Source organism: Amycolatopsis albidoflavus (genome assembly GCF_039525725.1).
GTDB lineage: Bacteria > Actinomycetota > Actinomycetes > Mycobacteriales > Pseudonocardiaceae > Amycolatopsis > Amycolatopsis albidoflava.
Window position 1 is genome coordinate 308,518 of record NZ_BAAAHV010000021.1, and the last position, 16,469, is coordinate 324,986.

The following is a 16,469-nucleotide window of genomic DNA, read 5'->3' on the forward strand; positions in this document are numbered from 1 at the left end:
CCTACACGTCCAGGAAGCGCACGTCCTTGGCGTTGCGCGTGATGAACGAGCGCCGGGCTTCCACGTCCTCGCCCATCAGCACGGAGAACAGTTCGTCGGCCTGCGCCGCGTCGTCGAGCGTGACCTGCCCGAGCAGCCGGTTCGCCGGGTCCATCGTGGTCTCCCACAGCTCCTCGGCGTTCATCTCGCCGAGACCCTTGTAGCGCTGGATCGCGTCGTCCTTCGGGAGCCGGCGGCCGGACTCGACGCCGGCCTGGATGACCGCGTCGCGTTCCTTGTCCGAGTACGCGTACTCCGGCTCCGAGCGCGGCCACTTGATCTTGTACAGCGGCGGCCGCGACAGGAACACGTGGCCGTGCTCGATCAGCGGCGTCATGAAGCGGAACAGCAGGGTGAGCAGCAGCGTGGTGATGTGCTGGCCGTCGACGTCGGCGTCGGCCATCAGCACGATCTTGTGATAGCGCAGCTTCGAGATGTCGAAGTCGTCGTGGATGCCGGTGCCGAGCGCGGTGATCAGCGACTGGACCTCGGTGTTCTTGAGGACACGGTCGATGCGGGCCTTCTCGACGTTGATGATCTTGCCCCGGATCGGCAGGATCGCCTGGTACATCGAGTCGCGGCCTTCCTTGGCCGAACCGCCCGCCGAGTCGCCCTCCACGATGTAGAGCTCGCACTCGCCGGGGTCGTTGGAACGGCAGTCCTTGAGCTTGCCGGGAAGACCGCCGATCTCCAGCGCTCCCTTGCGCCGCACCAGGTCGCGCGCCTTGCGGGCGGCGAGCCGGGCCTGCGCCGACGAGATCGACTTGTTGATGATCGTCTTGGCTTCGCTCGGGTTGCGCTCGAACCAGTCGCCGAGCCATTCGTTCGACTGCTGCTGCACGAACGTCTTGGCCTCGCTGTTGCCCAGCTTGGTCTTCGTCTGGCCCTCGAACTGCGGTTCGGACAGCTTGATCGACACGATCGCGGCGAGGCCCTCGCGCACGTCGTCGCCGGTCAGGTTCGCGTCCTTCTCCTTGAGCAGCTTCTTCTCGCGCGCGTACGCGTTGACCACGCGGGTGAGCGCGGCGCGGAAGCCCTCTTCGTGCGTGCCGCCCTCGTGCGTGTTGATCGTGTTGGCGAAGGTGTACACCGACGGCGTGAACCCGGTGTTCCACTGCATCGCGACCTCGACCTCGAGGCCGGCGCCCTTGGCGTCGAAGGAGATGACGCTCTCGTGGATCGGGTCCTTGCTGCCGTTGATGTGCTTGACGAAGTCCTCGAGCCCGCCCGGGTAGCAGTAGACCTTTTCCTTGATCCGCGCCGGCTTGCCCGCGGCGTCCTCTTCGGTCTCCTCGTCCGACACCCGCTCGTCGCGCAGCGACAGGGTGAGGCCCTTGTTGAGGAACGCCATCTCCTGCAGGCGGCGCGAGATGGTCTCGAAGTTGTAGGTGGTGGTCTCGAAGATGCCGCCGTCGGCCCAGAACGTGATGGTGGTGCCGGTGTCGGTGGCCGGGCCGAGGTCCTGGAGCGGACCGGGGACCTGGTTGGTGTACTCCTGGCGCCAGCTGCGGCCGCCGACCTTGATCTCCGCGAGCAGCTTCGTCGACAGCGCGTTCACCACGGACACGCCGACGCCGTGCAGACCGCCGGACACCGCGTACGAGTCGCTGTCGAACTTGCCGCCCGCGTGCAGGATGGTGAGCACGACCTCGAGAGTCGGCTTCTTCTCCTTGGGGTGCATGTCGACCGGGATGCCGCGGCCGTCGTCGACTACCCGCACCCCGCCGTCGGCGAGCAGGGTAACCTCGACCTTGGTGGCGTACCCCGCCATCGCCTCGTCCACGGAGTTGTCCACCACCTCCTGGACCAGGTGGTGCAGGCCGCGCTCACCGGTGGAACCGATGTACATGCCGGGGCGCTTGCGAACCGCTTCGAGGCCTTCGAGCACGGTGATGGACGACGCGTTGTACTCGCTCTTGTTCTCGGTCACCGGCGTTGTTTCTCCTCGTCTCGCCCGAGCGGACGTCCGCTACTACAACAGTGTACTTGGCCGCACGCGCTCACATGCGGCTAGGACACCGCTGAGCCGGTCGCAGAGGGACGAAATCACCCTCAGTTGAGTCATCTCGTATCCGAACCTGCGCGGCCCGGTTCTCGGGGAACTCATCCGGCGAAGCGCAACCCCCGTCAGCCGTACGTGTCACGCGGCCCGCGGCCAGGCACGTGCCGGGGGCCTTTCCGCCAGCTCGGAGCGGTCGGACCCTGGATCCGCATCCGCTTGACCACGCCGTTCCCGACGCCCGCGGCGATCTTCGCCAGCAGCTTGCCCTGCAGCAACCGCAACTGCGTCGCCCACGCGGTGGAACTCGCTCGAACGGTCAGCTCGCCGTCTTTCAGCGCAACCGGCTGGGCGTGTTCGGCCACGTCCTCGCCCACGAGCCGGGCCCACTGCCCGAACACGCGCGCGTTGGTCATCGTGTCCTGCCAGCCGCTGTCGGAGATCAGCCTCGACACGAGCCTGCCGAGCGGCTGCGGGTCGCGCGGGTCCGAGCCGGGACCGGACCAGCGCCGGCGCGCGCGGTTCTGCCCGCCGCCGCCGGTGATCCGGCCGCGCCGGAGATTCGGCGGGGCTCCTCGCTCGCGGGCTTTCGCCTTCGCCGCTTCGAGCGCGGCGTGCGCGAGGTCGCGGCCGCTCGGCGCGTCCCCAGCGGGCGTCTCGTTCGGCCCAGCGGAACTGTCACGCTCAGTCGCGCCACGCGCGGGATTTCGGGGGGTGTCTTCCGCTTTCGAGGTGTCAAGACGGCCATCCGGCCGGTTCGTCACGCGCGGCGATAACGCGGCTCCGGGTTTATCCACACTGTCCACAGGTTTGTCCCCAGATCGGTGGGCAACTCGCGTGACCCCGGTCACCCCGCGTGGTCGTCGTGGCTGTTCAGGCACGGTTCACCTCCCCGTCGGCCACCGTGAACCTCGCGCCGGCGAGCTCGGTGGGCACGTCCTCGGCCACCGCCGCGGTGATGAGCACCTGCTCGGCGCCCGCGGAGACCTCGGCCAGCCGGGCCCGGCGCTTGCGGTCGAGTTCGGCAAAGACATCGTCCAGCAACAACACCGGTTCGCCCGCTTCGGCACGCAGAAGCTCGTAACTTCCGAGCCGCAAAGCGAGCGCGAACGACCACGACTCGCCGTGGCTCGCGTAGCCCTTCGCCGGGAGCTCGCCCAGGATCAGCTCCAGTTCGTCCCGATGCGGGCCGACGAGACTGATGCCTCGCTCCAGTTCTTGCCGCCGCGAGTCGGCCAACGCCTTCAGCAACAGCTCGCGCAGTACCTCCGCGTCCGCACGCTCTCCGCCAGGCACGCCGTACGACGGCGGAAGCGCGTCGCCGAGCGAAGACTTGTACGCGATCTTCGCCGGGCGAGAGTCCGGTGCGACGCCCATATAAGCGTCAGCCGTGTACGGCGCGAGGTCCGCGATGAGGTTCAACCGCGCGGCCAGCAGCTGCGCGCCAGCCACCGAGAGATGGTCGTCCCACACATCGAGCGTCGACAGTGCGTACGGATCTTCGCGACCAGTACGGCGTTTGCCCGCAGTCTTAAGAAGCGCGTTGCGCTGCTTAAGCACCTTCTCGTAGTCCGCGCGCACGCCTGCGTACCGAGGCGCGCGAAGCACGAGTAGCTCGTCCATGAACCGACGGCGTTCGCTCGGATCGCCGCGCACGAGTGAGAGGTCCTCGGGAGAGAACAGCACCGTACGCAGAATGCCGAGCACGTCGCGCGGCTTGCCGACCGCGCCCCGGTTCACGCGGGCACGGTTGGCGCGGCCGGGCGTGATCTCGAGTTCGACTGTCAGCTCGCGGTCTTCGTTGACGACCGCGACCCGGACGAGCGCGCGTTCACAGCCATGGCGGACGAGCGGGGCGTCCGTGGCGACCCGGTGCGAACCGAGGGTCGCCACGTAGCCGATCGCTTCGAGCAGGTTCGTCTTCCCCCGGCCGTTCTGGCCGACGAGCACGACCGGCCCCGGTTCGAGGGCGAGGTCGGCCAGCGGCCAGGACCGGAAGTCGGTGACCTGGAGATGTCGCAGATACACGGGCGGGGACCGCGGGAGCTAGCTCCCGGCCTTCTTCACCGCGTGGCCGCCGAACTGGTTGCGCAGCGCGGCGACGGCGCGCATCGCGGCGGAGTCCTTCTGCCGCGAGGAGAACCGGGCGAACAGCGCGGCCGAGAGCACCGGGGCGGGCACCGCGTTGTTGACCGCTTCCTCCAGCGTCCAGCGGCCTTCGCCGGAGTCCTCGACGTAACCCTCGAGGTCGTCCAGCTCCGGGTCCTCGTCCAGCGCGCGCACCAGCAGGTCGAGCAGCCAGGAGCGGACCACGGTGCCGCGCTGCCAGCCCTTGATCACGGCGGGCACGTCGTCGACGGTCTTCGCCGCTTCGAGCAGTTCGAAGCCCTCGGCGTAGGCCTGCATGATGCCGTACTCGATGCCGTTGTGGATCATCTTCGCGTAGTGCCCGGCACCGACCGAGCCGGCGTGCGAGAAGCCTTCCTCGCGCGGACCCTCCGGACGCAGCGCGTCGAAGATCGGCATCGCGCGCTGGACGTCGGACGCCGCGCCGCCGACCATCAGGCCGTAGCCGTTGTCCTTGCCCCACACGCCGCCGGAGACGCCGCAGTCGAGGTAGCCGACCCCGTGCGAAGCGAGCAGATCAGCGTTCAGCTTGTCGTCGGTGAACTTCGAGTTCCCGCCGTCGATCACCAGATCGCCCTCGGACAGCAGCTGCCCGAGCTCGGTGACGGTCTGCCGGGTCGGCTCCCCGGCCGGGACCATGATCCACACGATCCGGGGACCGGACAGCTTGGACACCAGGTCCTCGAGCGACGCCGAGTCGCTGACGTCCTGGTTGCGGTCGTAGCCGACCACCTCGTGCCCGGCGGCGCGCAGCCGCTCGCGCATGTTGAAGCCCATCTTGCCCAGGCCGACGAGACCCAGCTGAACCATGAGATCCCCTTTGGATTGGATCGGTTTTCCTCGGTTGGACGCGCGCCGCTCAGCCCGGCAGCCGGACCGGCATGAGCAGGTAGAGATATCCGGGGACGACGTTGCCCTCGGCGTCGGCGGGCTTGATCAGCGCCGGCCGGTTGGGCGTGGTGAAAGTCAGCTCGGCCCGGTCGCTGTGCAGCGCGCCGAGCCCGTCGACGAGGTAGCCGGGGTTGAACGCGATGGTGACCGGCTCGCCCTCGTAGTCGACCTGCAGTTCCTCTTCGGCGCTGCCCTCGTCGTCGCCGCCGGCCGACAGCCGCAGCGAGCCGTCGCCGAACTCGAGCCGCACCTGGGTGCCGCGCTCGGCGACCAGCGACACGCGCTTGATCGACTCGGTGAGCGCGCCGACCTCGATGACCGCGCGCGAGGTGTGGTTCGCGGGCAGCAGCTGGCGGTACGGCGGGAATTCGGCGTCGAGCAGCCGGGTGGTCGTGTAGCGGCCCGCGCCGGACAGGCCGAGCAGGCCGTCGCCGGAAGCGAGCGCGAGCTGCACGGTGGTGCCCGCGCCGCCGAGCGTCTTGGCGGCCTCGGCGAGCGTGCGCGCCGGGACGAGCACCGCGGCGTCGGACAGGCCCTCGGCCGGCTTCCAGGTGAACTCGCGCATGGCGAGCCGGAACCGGTCGGTGGCGACGAGGGTGAGCGTCTCGCCGGAGATCTCCAGCCGCATGCCGGTGAGCATGGGGAGCGTGTCGTCCTTGCCTGCCGCGGTGGCGACCTGGGTGACCGCCTGGCCGAAGACGTCGCCGGTGAGCTCGCCCGCGTGCGCGGGCTGGGACGGCAGCTGCGGGTAGTCCTCGACCGGCATGGTCGGGAGGCTGAACCGGGCGCTGCCGCACGTGATGGTGGCGCGGGCGCCGTCGACGGAGATCTCCACCGGCTGCGCGGGAAGCGCCTTGGTGATGTCGGCCAGCAGCCTGCCGGAGACGAGCAGCCGTCCGCCGTCGGCGATGGTCGCGGGAACGCCGACCGTGGCCGAGACCTCGTAGTCGAAGCCGGAGACCGTGAGCGCGTCGGACTCCCCGTCCGCGCCCGCGTCGAGGAGGACGCCGCCCAGGACCGGCACCGGAGGCCGGGAGGGGAGGCTTCTGGCCACCCACGCGACGGCGTCGGCGAGCCCGTCGCGCTCGACGCGGATCTTCATGCGCGCTTCCTTTCGACAGCCGAGCCCCTCGGCTCGTGAAGGGGTCGCCGGGTACCGGTCGTGAGCACCGCGTGCGACCGGGTCCCCGCCGGTCCGGTCCGCCCCGCGCGGGAACGGACCAGCTGCAGACATCCACGTTAGGCCGTCGCCGGGGGTGCCGTCACCTCGGCCTCCCCTTCACTTTGTCGACAAGACGACACGAATCTCGGCTTGTCCCCAGTTTCGTCCTCCGCCTGTTTTTGTTCTGTTCTTTCTTAGAAGAGATGAAAAACCAGTAGCAGTAATAGGGGCTGTGGATTGTGTGGACAGGGCTCGTTCGCGCTGGTCGTGGCAGGCGCGGGCCTGTGGGCAGCCCTGGTGGCGGATCGGTGGATGGTTCGGCCGATCCGTGGATGGTTTCGGGCCGTCCCCGATTCATCCACAATCCGGCCCAGTTGTCCCCAGGGTTGTCCCCAGGTTGGGGCCGAGTTGTACCCAGGCTCTGGGGGCAGTCCGAGCGGCCGGGATCGCCCTGGTGAGTGACGAACCACAGCTGTGGATGACTTGTGGGCAACCTGGGGAATCAGCGTGGACAACCCTGGGGACAACCTGTGGATTCGGTGTGAGTGGGATGTGGATCAAATCCGGGTCGTCGCAGCTCCGGGATCCGTTGGCACTGTGGGCAAACTGCCCACACCCTGGGGAAAACCCCTTGTGTATCAATAAGTTTGAGAAATTCTGTGTACACAGGCTGTGGACGTCTGTGGATACGTACGCGTGCTTCGCTCCTACGCCGCTGCGTACGCACACTTCGGCTGCGTACGCGCGAGAAGCCAGTCAGAGCACGAAAAAGGCCACCACGGGAGGTCCGTGGTGGCCTTGGGGTCGAAACAGGACTGTCTACAAGCGAGTGTCCAAACGCGTCAGTCGGCTACTGCCGCGCGCGCTGCTTGATCCGCGACGTCAGCTCTTGCACCTGGTCGTAAATCCGCCGGCGCTCGGCCATCTCCTTGCGGATCTTCTTGTCCGCGTGCATGACGGTCGTGTGGTCGCGGCCGCCGAACGTCTGCCCGATCTTCGGCAGCGACATCTCGGTCAGCTCGCGGCAGAGGTACATCGCGATCTGGCGGGCGGTGGCGAGCGCCTTCGTCTTGCCGGGCCCGCACAGCTCGTCGAGCGTCACGTCGAAGAACTCGGCGGTCACGCCCATGATGGTCGGCGCGGTGATCTCCGGCGTGTGCGAATCCGGGATCAGGTCGCGCAGCACGATCTCGGCGAGCCCGGCTTCCACCGGCTGCTGGTTCAGCGACGCGAACGCGGTGACGCGGATCAGCGCGCCCTCCAGTTCGCGGATGTTCGCCTCGACCCGCGACGCGATGAACTCCAGCACGTCGCCGGGCACCGCGAGCCGGTCCTGCGCCGCCTTCTTGCGGAGGATCGCGATCCGGGTTTCCAGCTCAGGCGGCTGGATGTCGGTGATCAGACCCCATTCGAACCGCGTCCGCAGCCGGTCCTCCAGGGTTTCCAGCCGCTTGGGCGGCCGGTCGGAGCTGACCACGATCTGCTTGTTCTGGTTGTGCAGCGTGTTGAAGGTGTGGAAGAACTCCTCCTGGGTGCCTTCCTTGCCCTCCAGGAACTGGATGTCGTCCACCAGCAGGATGTCGACGTCGCGGTAGCGCCGCTGAAAGGCGACCTTGCGGTCGTCGCGCAGCGAGTTGATGAAGTCGTTCGTGAACTCTTCGGTGGAGACGTACCGCACGCGCATGCCGGGGAACAGCCGCTGCGCGTAATGCCCGACCGCGTGCAGCAGGTGCGTCTTGCCGAGCCCGGACTCACCCCAGATGAACAGCGGGTTGTACGCCCGGGCGGGCGCCTCGGCCACGGCGACCGCGGCGGCGTGCGCGAAGCGGTTGGACGCGCCGATGACGAAGGTGTCGAAGTTGTACTTCTCGTTCAGCTTGGTCTTCGACGTCTGCGGCTGCGCGGGCGCGGTGTAGGGCTGCCCCGCGATCGGCTGCCCGGCGAACCGGGGCCAGATCTCGTTGGCGGTCGCCAGCGCTTCGCCCTCTTCGTCGACTTCTTCGTCCGGGTCCTCGATGTCGTCCAGGCCGGGGTGGGCCGGGTGCAGCGGCTGCTGCTGAGGCGGCGGCGGCGGGTCGACCCGCGCCGGCGGAAGACCGGCCGCTTCGACCTGCGGCCGCCGCGGCGGCGGTTTCGGCTTCGGGCGCTCCGGGCGCACGTGATCGGCCTGGCCGTTCTCCGTGTGCGGGCTCGCGGGCGGCATCGGCATCGGCTCCGGATGCGGGACATCGTTTTCCACCCGGGCGGGTGACGCCGCATAACGGGGAACCGGCGCGACCGGTTCGGTGCTGTCGACCTTCACCGCGAGCGACACCGGACGGCCGAGCCGCCGGGACAGCGCTTCGGTGATCGAGGTGCGCAGCGCGCGTTCGATGGCTTCCTTCGCGAAATCGCTCGGCGCGGCGAGCAGCGCGGTGCCGTCGAGGAGACCGATCGGGCGGGTCACCCGCATCCAGGCTCGTTGCTGCGGGGAGAGGGTGCCGTCGGACAGCTCCCGCACCACCTGCTCCCAGATGACGCCCAGATTGTGCTGGTGCTCCGACACCGGTCTGACTCCCCTCCCCTCGTCGGCGCGCACGCCTCGGACCCACCCCGAGCACGTCCTGGAAGCTCGCCTCGAAGCACGCGGTCCGGACTCACCCGCGCGACGGCACAGCGATATCCACAAAGTTGTCCACAGCTGTGCACTAATGTACGGCCGTCCGCAGCCACGCCACCTGCGGGCTCGGCGTACTCCCCGGGCGCCTCCACACCCCCCGGCGCCGGCGAAGCGGCATCAGTCCTGCCCGGAGGCCGAGAGAGGCACGCTAACAAGCCCTGCCCGATGCCACAAGGCGTGGTGCTGCGCAAGCATTTCACGGTGTACGGCGTGTTGCCATTCGGTGCCGCGCCGTGCCGGGAGGCAGTCTCGCGGGTCGGTCGCCGAGGGTGGCGGAGGGGCGCCTGCGGCGTTCACGACCGGGGTGCGTACCCTCGTAAGGTCTCCCGTATGCGACGGGTGCGTTTCGCGTGCCTACGTATGTCGTCGCTCGTCGTGACGAGACCACCCGGTGGTAGGAGACAGCACGAACTTCCGTGCGACCCGCACGACACGCCGGGCGCCGGGGAATCCGCCGTCGCCCGACGGCCGAGACACAGGAGAAGCAGTGAGCAAGGGCAAGCGCACCTTCCAGCCGAACAACCGTCGTCGCGCGAAGACCCACGGTTTCCGCCTGCGCATGCGGACCCGCGCGGGTCGCGGCATCCTCGCGGCGCGCCGTCGCAAGGGCCGCGCCGAGCTGTCCGCCTGACTCGGCTCCGCCGAACCGCGTCGTGCTGCCCGCTGGCGCACGTCTGCGGCGGAGCGAGGACTTCCGGGTCGTCCTCCGCCGGGGGTCCCGAGCCGGCAGGCGCCGCCTCGTCGTTCATGCGTTGACCACGGACCCGTCCGTGGCCGCCTCGTTCGCGGCCAGGGCGGGTTTTGTGGTGAGCAAGGCCGTCGGCAACTCGGTGGTCCGCCACCGGGTGACCCGCCGGTTGCGCCACCTCGTTTCCGCGCGTCTCGGAACACTGCCCGCGGGCACTTCGTTGGTGGTACGGGCATTGCCTCCGGCGGCGTCCGCGTCGAGCGCGGAGCTCGGCTCCGATCTCGACGCCGCGCTGCGCCGGCTCGGCCTCGCGCCGTCCGGGGCCGATGCTCCCCGGCAGCCGCGTCAGCAGGGCGCGGCACCCGACCACGGATCAGCGGTGTAAACGGCCATGGACGCCACCTCCGAGCACAGCACCACCGAAGCACCCGAGGAAGGCAAGCCGCCCCGGCCCGGACCGGTCGCGTGGGTGCTGCTCCTTCCCGTGCGGTTCTACCGCAAGGCGATCTCGCCCTTTCTTCCCCCGGCCTGCCGGTTCTACCCGAGCTGCAGCGCGTACGCAGTCGAAGCATTGACCCGCCACGGCGCGGCCAAGGGCTCCTATCTCGCGCTGCGCCGGCTGCTTCGCTGCGGCCCGTGGACCCCGCCCGGCCGCGACCCGGTGCCCGAGAAGTTCTCGTGGCGACACCGCACGCCTGAAACACCGATCGAGGAGTAGCTCAGTGCTCGATTTCATCTACTACCCCGTGTCCTTCATCTTGTGGTGTTGGCACAAGGTCTTCGGGTTCGTCTTCGGGGAAGCGACCGCGATCTCGTGGATCCTCGGCATCATCTTCCTGACGTTCACCGTCCGCGGCATCATGTTCAAGCCGTTCGTGAACCAGGTCCGGTCGATGAAGAAGATGCAAGACTTCGCGCCGGAAATGAAGAAGATCCAGAAGAAGTACGCGAACGACCGGCAGCGCCAGGCGCAGGAGATGCAGAAGCTCCAGCGCGAGCACGGCGTCAACCCGCTCGGCAGCTGCCTTCCGATGATCCTCCAGATCCCGGTCTTCATCGGCCTGAACCACGTGCTCCGCGCGTTCACCATGCCGCCCGCGGGCGGCGGCCCGAAGACCGAGAACTACTTCTTCAACGCGCAGGACGTGAACTCTTACGTCAGCGCGAAGCTCTTCGGCGTCAACATGGGCGAGGCGGTCAACAACGGCGTCGGCGCCGTCGCGGGCCACGTCGCGAACGGCGGGTGGCACTGGGAGGTCCTCCCGGTCGCGCTGCCGCTGATGATCATCGCCTCGATCGCCACGCACCTCACCGCGCGCCACTCGGTCTCCCGGCAGAACGCGTCGGCCGCGGGCACCGCGCAGACCGCGATCATGAACAAGCTCACCATGTACGTCTTCCCGCTCGGTGTGCTCGTGTTCGGTGCCTTCTTCCCGCTCGGCCTGCTCTTCTACTGGCTGGCGAACAACGGCTGGACGCTCATGCAGCAGCGCCTCGTCTACACGAAGATCGACAAGGAAGAGGCAGCCCGCAAGGAAGAGGCGGCCGAGAAGCGCGCGTCGCTCGGCCCGAAGCCGGGCCAGAAGCCGACCGCGCCGAAGGTCGGGCAGAAGCCCGTGCAGCAGAAGAAGAACCAGCAGCAGGGTCAGCAGGGCAAGGTGACCAAGGCAGGTTCGGCGCACGGCTTCGCGCAGACGTCGACCGGTGGCAAGTCCGGCAACACGAAGTCCGACGGCGCCGCGTCGTCCGAGACGAAGGCAGCCGAGCCGGCGGAGAGCGCGCCGGAGCAGACGTCGAACCAGAACGGATCGAAGGAGAACGGCACCGGAGTGCCCGGACTCCTCAAGGACTCGAACAGGAAGTCGGGCCGCAAGCGTCGCTGACGCTTCGGTTCGGAGAGGAGACTAAAGATGTCGGAGACGGTCGACACGATCGACGCCGATCAGGAAGAGACGAGCGCACCGGCCGAGCCGAAGGCGGGCGGTGACGACGCTCTCGTGCAAGAGGGCGACATCGCCGGCGACTACCTCGAGCGTCTGCTGGACCTGCTCGACTACGACGGCGACATCGACCTGGACGTCGAAGCGGGCCGCGCGATCGTCAGCATCGACGGCGGCGACGACCTGGAGAAGCTCGTCGGCCCGCGCGGCACGGTGCTCGAAGCGCTGCAGGAGCTGACCCGTCTCGCGGTCCAGCAGGAGACCGGCTCGCGCAGCCGGCTGATGCTGGACATCGCCGGCTGGCGCGCGGACCGCCGGGAGGAGCTCCGCGAACTCGGCCGGTCCACCGCCGAGTCGGTGCTGTCGAGCGGCGAGCGGGTGCGCCTGCAGCCGATGAGCCCGTTCGAGCGCAAGGTCGTCCACGACGCGGTCGCGACGGTCAAGGGCGTCACGAGCGAGAGCGAGGGCGAGGACCCCAAGCGCCGCGTGGTGATCTTCCCCGAGGACTGAGCCCCTCGGACGCGCAGAGCCGCGTCGAGCACTGAGCCGAAGCGGCCCACCGGAGTTCCGGTGGGCCGCTTCTTTTATGCCTGCTTCGTGCTCCGGAACCGGAGGCGAGTCATACCGAGTTTCTCGACTGCCGCGATCGGTCTCTCGAAGCGCATCGGCACGGTTCCTTCGCTGAGGAGAGTCCTCCCCGCCGCCGGAGGACGATCGGCATCGGTTCGACAGCCAACCGTCGCCAGTTGCTTGGCTGGCGTTGCCGCCGCCTCGATGCCTTGAGATGCGAAGGCGAAGTACTCATCCGGACGGCTGTCGGGACGTCGTTGCAGCGGTGTCCCGCATCCCGACTCGCGCGCTTCGGCCCCGCCGGTGAGATCCCGATCGTCGGCACGGTGGAGCGTCAGTGATCACCGTGTCTCTGACGAGATGCGCGGGCGGTCAGCGTGCCGGTCCCCCAGAGCGAATTACAAGCGTGGCGTTTCACGTGAAACTCGCCGGCCGCGCTCACCCGGGTCACCGCGTTTCACGTGAAACGACCTGTGGATCGCTCGGCGACTCGAGTGGAGTTGTCCACAGTTGCGGTCTGTCGGCTCGATTTGGCGTCGGCATCAGGGACAATCAACCGAGCGCGTTTCACGTGAAACGCGCGGAGCGAGGAGTGGGAGTAGTGAGCTTGGACGGCGCCACCGGGACGGTCCGGACCGCGGCGGTGGAGGTGTTCGGGGAGCGCGTCGAGCAAGCCGCCGGGTACGTGGAGCTGCTGGCGACTCATGGGGTCGAGCGAGGGTTGATCGGTCCGCGTGAGGTGGAGCGGCTGTGGGAGCGGCACGTGCTGAACTCCGCGGTGATCGGCGAGCAGATCCCGTCCGGGTCGCGCGTGGTCGACGTGGGGTCGGGCGCCGGGCTTCCGGGAGTACCGCTGGCGATCGCTCGACCGGACCTCGATATCGTGCTCTTGGAACCCATGGCTCGCCGGGTTGACTGGTTGGCCGAGGTCGCCGAGAAGCTGGAACTCCCGATCACCATCGTCCGTGGACGCGCCGAGGAGCGGTCCGTACGCGAGCAGTTGAGTGGCGCAGACGTCGTCACCGCCCGCGCGGTCGCCCCTCTTGCTCGGCTCGCGGGCTGGTGCCTTCCCCTGGTTCGTCCCGAAGGTCGACTGGTCGCCCTCAAAGGCGCCAGCGCCGCTGAAGAGATCTCCCGCGACCGCGACGCGGTGCGCAAGGCCGGTGGTGCCGAACCACAGGTCGCTGAATGCGGGAAGGCAGTACTCGAAGTCCCCAGCACGGTGGTCCTGATCCGTCGCCTGCCGCCAAAGCCGAACCGGCCACGCGGCAGACGGAGCTAGCGAACGACAAGAGCCGCGCCGTTCCACGTGAAACATCGCGGTGTGAACGCCCCCGAATCGTCTACCAGGAGGAGGTGTCGAGACCGGTGAATCCCCCGCCGTCCGACTCCGCGGAGGCCAGCCAGGAGATGGGCTGGACGCCGATCGCTGAAGAAGCCGTTCGCGCCGCGAGCGTGCTCCACCCCAAGGAAGGGGTACTCCCCCGACCGGCTCGCCGCCGCGTGCTGACCGTCGCCAACCAGAAGGGCGGGGTCGGCAAGACGACCAGCACCGTCAACCTGGCCGCGGCGCTCGCCGTGCACGGGCTGAAAACGTTGGTGATCGACCTTGACCCCCAGGGCAACGCCAGCACCGCGCTCGACATCGACCACCGCTCTGGGACGCCCTCGATCTACGAGGTGCTCATCGGCGAGGTCTCGATCGCCGAGGCCGCGCAGCAGAGCGAGCAGTCCCCCAACCTCTTCTGCGTGCCCGCGACGATCGACCTCGCCGGCGCCGAGATCGAACTCGTCTCCATGGCGAACCGCGAGACGCGGCTCAAGGAGGCGCTGTCGGCCGAGGTGCTCGACCAGATCGGCGTCGACTACGTCTTCATCGACTGCCCGCCGTCGCTCGGTCTCCTCACCGTCAACGCGATGGTGGCGGCGCAGGAAGTGCTCATCCCGATCCAGTGCGAGTACTACGCACTCGAAGGTCTCGGGCAGCTCCTCAGCAACATCGAACTCGTGCAGCAGCACCTGAACCGCGAACTCAGCGTGTCGACGATTCTGCTCACCATGTACGACGGTCGCACCAAACTGGCCGACCAGGTGACCAACGAGGTCCGCAACCACTTCGGCGACACGGTGCTGAAGACCGTCATCCCGCGCAGCGTGAAGGTGTCCGAGGCACCCGGCTACGGCCAGACCGTCCTCGCCTACGACCCCGGTTCACGTGGTGCCATGAGCTATCTCGACGCGGCGAAGGAGATCGCCGAGCGGGGTGTGAACGAGAGGAGCAGCACCACATGACTGAGCGCAGAGGAGGGCTCGGCCGCGGACTGGCGGCCTTGATCCCGACCGGACCGGCGACGCCTCCTCCGGCCGCGACCGAGGCCGCCACGCCTGCGGAGAAAGCGGTGCGCGAGGACAAGGGCTGGTTCGCGGCGAACGGTGCCGCGGGCCAGCCGGTCGCGGGCGGCGAGGTCGCCGGCGCGGTGTACCGCGAGATCCCGGTCAGCTCGGTCAAGCCGAACCCGAAGCAGCCTCGCCAGGTTTTCGACGAGGAAGCGCTCGCCGAACTCGAGCATTCGATCCGCGAGTTCGGGCTCATGCAGCCGATCGTGGTCCGCGAACTCGGCAACGACGAGTACGAACTCGTCATGGGCGAGCGCCGGCTGCGCGCCTCGCAGCAGGCGGAGCTCGAGGCGATCCCCGCGATTGTGCGGCAGACCGCCGACGAGTCGATGCTGCGGGACGCGTTGCTGGAGAACATCCACCGCGTGCAGCTGAACCCGCTCGAAGAGGCGGCGGCTTACCAGCAGTTGCTCGACGAGTTCGCGGTGACGCACGAGGAGCTGGCGAGTCGCATCGGCCGCAGCCGTCCGGTCATCACGAACACCATCCGGTTGCTCAAACTCCCCCTCGCCGTGCAGCGGCGGGTGGCGGCAGGCGTCCTGTCCGCCGGGCACGCGCGGGCGTTGCTGTCGCTGGAGGATCCGGAAAGCCAGGAGGAACTGGCGGCGCGGATCGTCGCGGAGGGCATGTCGGTGCGTGCCACCGAGGAAGCCGTCACGCTGAAGAAGAGCGAGAAGCCGGCCAAGCCGAAGGCCGCTCCCCGCAAGCCGATTCAGGCACCCGGATTGCAGGAACTCGCGAACCGGCTGTCCGATCGGTTCGACACCCGGGTGAAGGTCGACCTCGGCCGGCGCAAGGGGCGCATCGTTCTCGAGTTCGGCTCGGTGGACGACCTCGAGCGGATCGTCGGGATCATCGACGCGAATTCCGGGGAAAAATCGGCGAATCAGGCCGACGAAACCGATTAGGGATCACCCAGGGTCGTTTCGTCACGGTGATGATTGCGGATCGAGGCGGTCATGGTCACCCGGAGTGGCCGCCGGAATCGACCGGCGCGGGGAGGGGCGGCAGACCGCCGCCCGCCCCCGTCCGCCTGGTTTCAGTTCGCGCGGGCGACGGCGCGCGCGACGAGGTCCGCGAAAACTGAACCGAGGGTGGTGCCGGCGGCTTCGACGGCCATCGGCACCGTCGAGGTTTCGGTGAGACCCGGCGAGAGGTTCACTTCGAGGAAGTGGACTCCCCCGTCCGGCGTGATCACCGCGTCCGTGCGCGAGATGTCGCGCAGCCCGAGCCACCGGTGCGCGCCGACGGCGAGTTCGCCGACCGCCTTCGCGGCTTCGTCGGAAATCCGGGCCGGGGTGAAGAAGTCGGTAAGACCCGCGGTGTAGCGCGCGGTGTAGTCGTAGACGCCGCTCTCCGGCACGATCTCCACCGCAGGCAGGGCCTCGGCCCCGTTCTCCCCTTCGATGACCGTGACGGCCACTTCAACGCCGTCTACGAACCGTTCCGCGAGCACGGTGTCGCCATAGGCGAAGCAGCCGACCATCGCCGCGGGCAGCTCGGCCGCCTCCCGCACCACCTGCGTGCCGAGCGCGGACCCGCCCTGATCCGGCTTGAGGATCAGCGGCAGGCCGAGCCGCTCGACCATCGCGTCGAGCACCGACTGGGCGCCCAGCTCCCGGAAAGTGCTGTGAGGCAACACAACCCAGTCCGGCGTGGAGAACCCGGCCTGCTGCACGAACGCCTTCGCGGTCGGCTTGTCCCAGGCGCGGCGGCAGCCCTGCGAATGGGTGCCGACGAACGGCACGTCGAGCATTTCCAGCACGGTCTGCACCGAGCCGTTCTCGCCCTCGCCGCCGTGCAGGGCGACGACAACCGCGTCCGGACGCTGCGTGCGCAGCCGCTCCAGCAGCCCGGCGTCGGTGTCCCACTCCTCCACCGTGAGGCCCTCGGCCCGCAGCGCGGCGGACAGCCTGCGCCCGGAGCGGAGCGAAACGTCGCGTTCGTGGGAAAGCCCGCCGGCGAGCACGGCAACGGTACGGTCGACCACCGTGGGA

General features: G+C 68.6%; 15 protein-coding genes. 8 read left to right on the forward strand and 7 right to left on the reverse strand.

The window, feature by feature from the left end:
* Nucleotide 1: 1 nt before the first annotated feature.
* From gyrB to dnaA, 6 genes are all read right to left on the reverse strand, one after another.
* On the reverse strand, nucleotides 2-1,969 hold the full coding sequence (gene gyrB / locus ABD156_RS32105; RefSeq protein WP_344282399.1) for a DNA topoisomerase (ATP-hydrolyzing) subunit B: 1,968 nt from the start codon (nucleotides 1,967-1,969) through the stop codon (nucleotides 2-4).
* A 197-nt stretch (nucleotides 1,970-2,166) separates the two neighbouring features.
* Nucleotides 2,167-2,802, reverse strand: coding sequence for a DciA family protein (locus ABD156_RS32110; protein WP_344282402.1), 636 nt, complete (start codon nucleotides 2,800-2,802; stop codon nucleotides 2,167-2,169).
* A 109-nt stretch (nucleotides 2,803-2,911) separates the two neighbouring features.
* The gene (gene recF, locus ABD156_RS32115; protein WP_344282405.1) at nucleotides 2,912-4,066 is read right to left on the reverse strand and encodes a DNA replication/repair protein RecF; all 1,155 of its coding nucleotides are present in this window, start codon (nucleotides 4,064-4,066) and stop codon (nucleotides 2,912-2,914) included.
* A gap of 18 nt (nucleotides 4,067-4,084) precedes the next feature.
* Entirely contained in the window at nucleotides 4,085-4,975 is an 891-nt protein-coding gene (gene gnd / locus ABD156_RS32120; protein ID WP_344282408.1) for a phosphogluconate dehydrogenase (NAD(+)-dependent, decarboxylating), read from the reverse strand.
* 49 nt (nucleotides 4,976-5,024) lie between these two features.
* On the reverse strand, nucleotides 5,025-6,158 hold the full coding sequence (gene dnaN, locus ABD156_RS32125; RefSeq protein ID WP_037363523.1) for a DNA polymerase III subunit beta: 1,134 nt from the start codon (nucleotides 6,156-6,158) through the stop codon (nucleotides 5,025-5,027).
* Nucleotides 6,159-7,068: 910 nt separating this feature from the next.
* Nucleotides 7,069-8,763 (reverse strand): chromosomal replication initiator protein DnaA, encoded by a 1,695-nt coding sequence (gene dnaA / locus ABD156_RS32130; RefSeq protein ID WP_344282417.1) that lies wholly within the window; start codon nucleotides 8,761-8,763, stop codon nucleotides 7,069-7,071.
* Between the two features lie 601 nt (nucleotides 8,764-9,364).
* On the opposite strand from dnaA, the gene rpmH reads away from it, so the two are divergent.
* The 8 genes from rpmH (at nucleotide 9,365) to ABD156_RS32170 (ending at nucleotide 15,380) form a co-directional block, all read left to right on the forward strand.
* Nucleotides 9,365-9,508, forward strand: a complete 144-nt coding sequence (gene rpmH / locus ABD156_RS32135) for a 50S ribosomal protein L34 (protein ID WP_116205226.1) — start codon at nucleotides 9,365-9,367, stop codon at nucleotides 9,506-9,508.
* A gap of 22 nt (nucleotides 9,509-9,530) precedes the next feature.
* Nucleotides 9,531-9,950: a ribonuclease P protein component gene (gene rnpA / locus ABD156_RS32140; RefSeq protein WP_344282422.1), complete on the forward strand. Its 420-nt coding sequence runs from the start codon at nucleotides 9,531-9,533 to the stop codon at nucleotides 9,948-9,950.
* Nucleotides 9,951-9,956: 6 nt separating this feature from the next.
* Nucleotides 9,957-10,283, forward strand: coding sequence for a membrane protein insertion efficiency factor YidD (gene yidD, locus ABD156_RS32145; RefSeq protein ID WP_116205228.1), 327 nt, complete (start codon nucleotides 9,957-9,959; stop codon nucleotides 10,281-10,283).
* A gap of 4 nt (nucleotides 10,284-10,287) precedes the next feature.
* Entirely contained in the window at nucleotides 10,288-11,448 is a 1,161-nt protein-coding gene (yidC, locus tag ABD156_RS32150) for a membrane protein insertase YidC (protein WP_344282425.1), read from the forward strand.
* Nucleotides 11,449-11,475: 27 nt separating this feature from the next.
* Complete coding sequence (locus tag ABD156_RS32155; protein ID WP_067578310.1) at nucleotides 11,476-12,015, forward strand: Jag family protein; 540 nt, start codon at nucleotides 11,476-11,478, stop codon at nucleotides 12,013-12,015.
* Nucleotides 12,016-12,676: 661 nt separating this feature from the next.
* Complete coding sequence (rsmG, locus tag ABD156_RS32160) at nucleotides 12,677-13,357, forward strand: 16S rRNA (guanine(527)-N(7))-methyltransferase RsmG (RefSeq protein WP_344282431.1); 681 nt, start codon at nucleotides 12,677-12,679, stop codon at nucleotides 13,355-13,357.
* An 86-nt stretch (nucleotides 13,358-13,443) separates the two neighbouring features.
* The gene (locus ABD156_RS32165) at nucleotides 13,444-14,367 is read left to right on the forward strand and encodes a ParA family protein (protein ID WP_344282434.1); all 924 of its coding nucleotides are present in this window, start codon (nucleotides 13,444-13,446) and stop codon (nucleotides 14,365-14,367) included.
* Complete coding sequence (locus ABD156_RS32170; RefSeq protein ID WP_344282437.1) at nucleotides 14,364-15,380, forward strand: ParB/RepB/Spo0J family partition protein; 1,017 nt, start codon at nucleotides 14,364-14,366, stop codon at nucleotides 15,378-15,380. The genes ABD156_RS32165 and ABD156_RS32170 overlap by 4 nt, the downstream gene beginning before the upstream one ends.
* 131 nt (nucleotides 15,381-15,511) lie before the next feature.
* On the opposite strand, the gene ABD156_RS32175 is transcribed toward ABD156_RS32170, so the two are convergent.
* Nucleotides 15,512-16,462 (reverse strand): D-alanine--D-alanine ligase family protein, encoded by a 951-nt coding sequence (locus ABD156_RS32175; RefSeq protein WP_344282439.1) that lies wholly within the window; start codon nucleotides 16,460-16,462, stop codon nucleotides 15,512-15,514.
* Nucleotides 16,463-16,469: the final 7 nt, after the last annotated feature.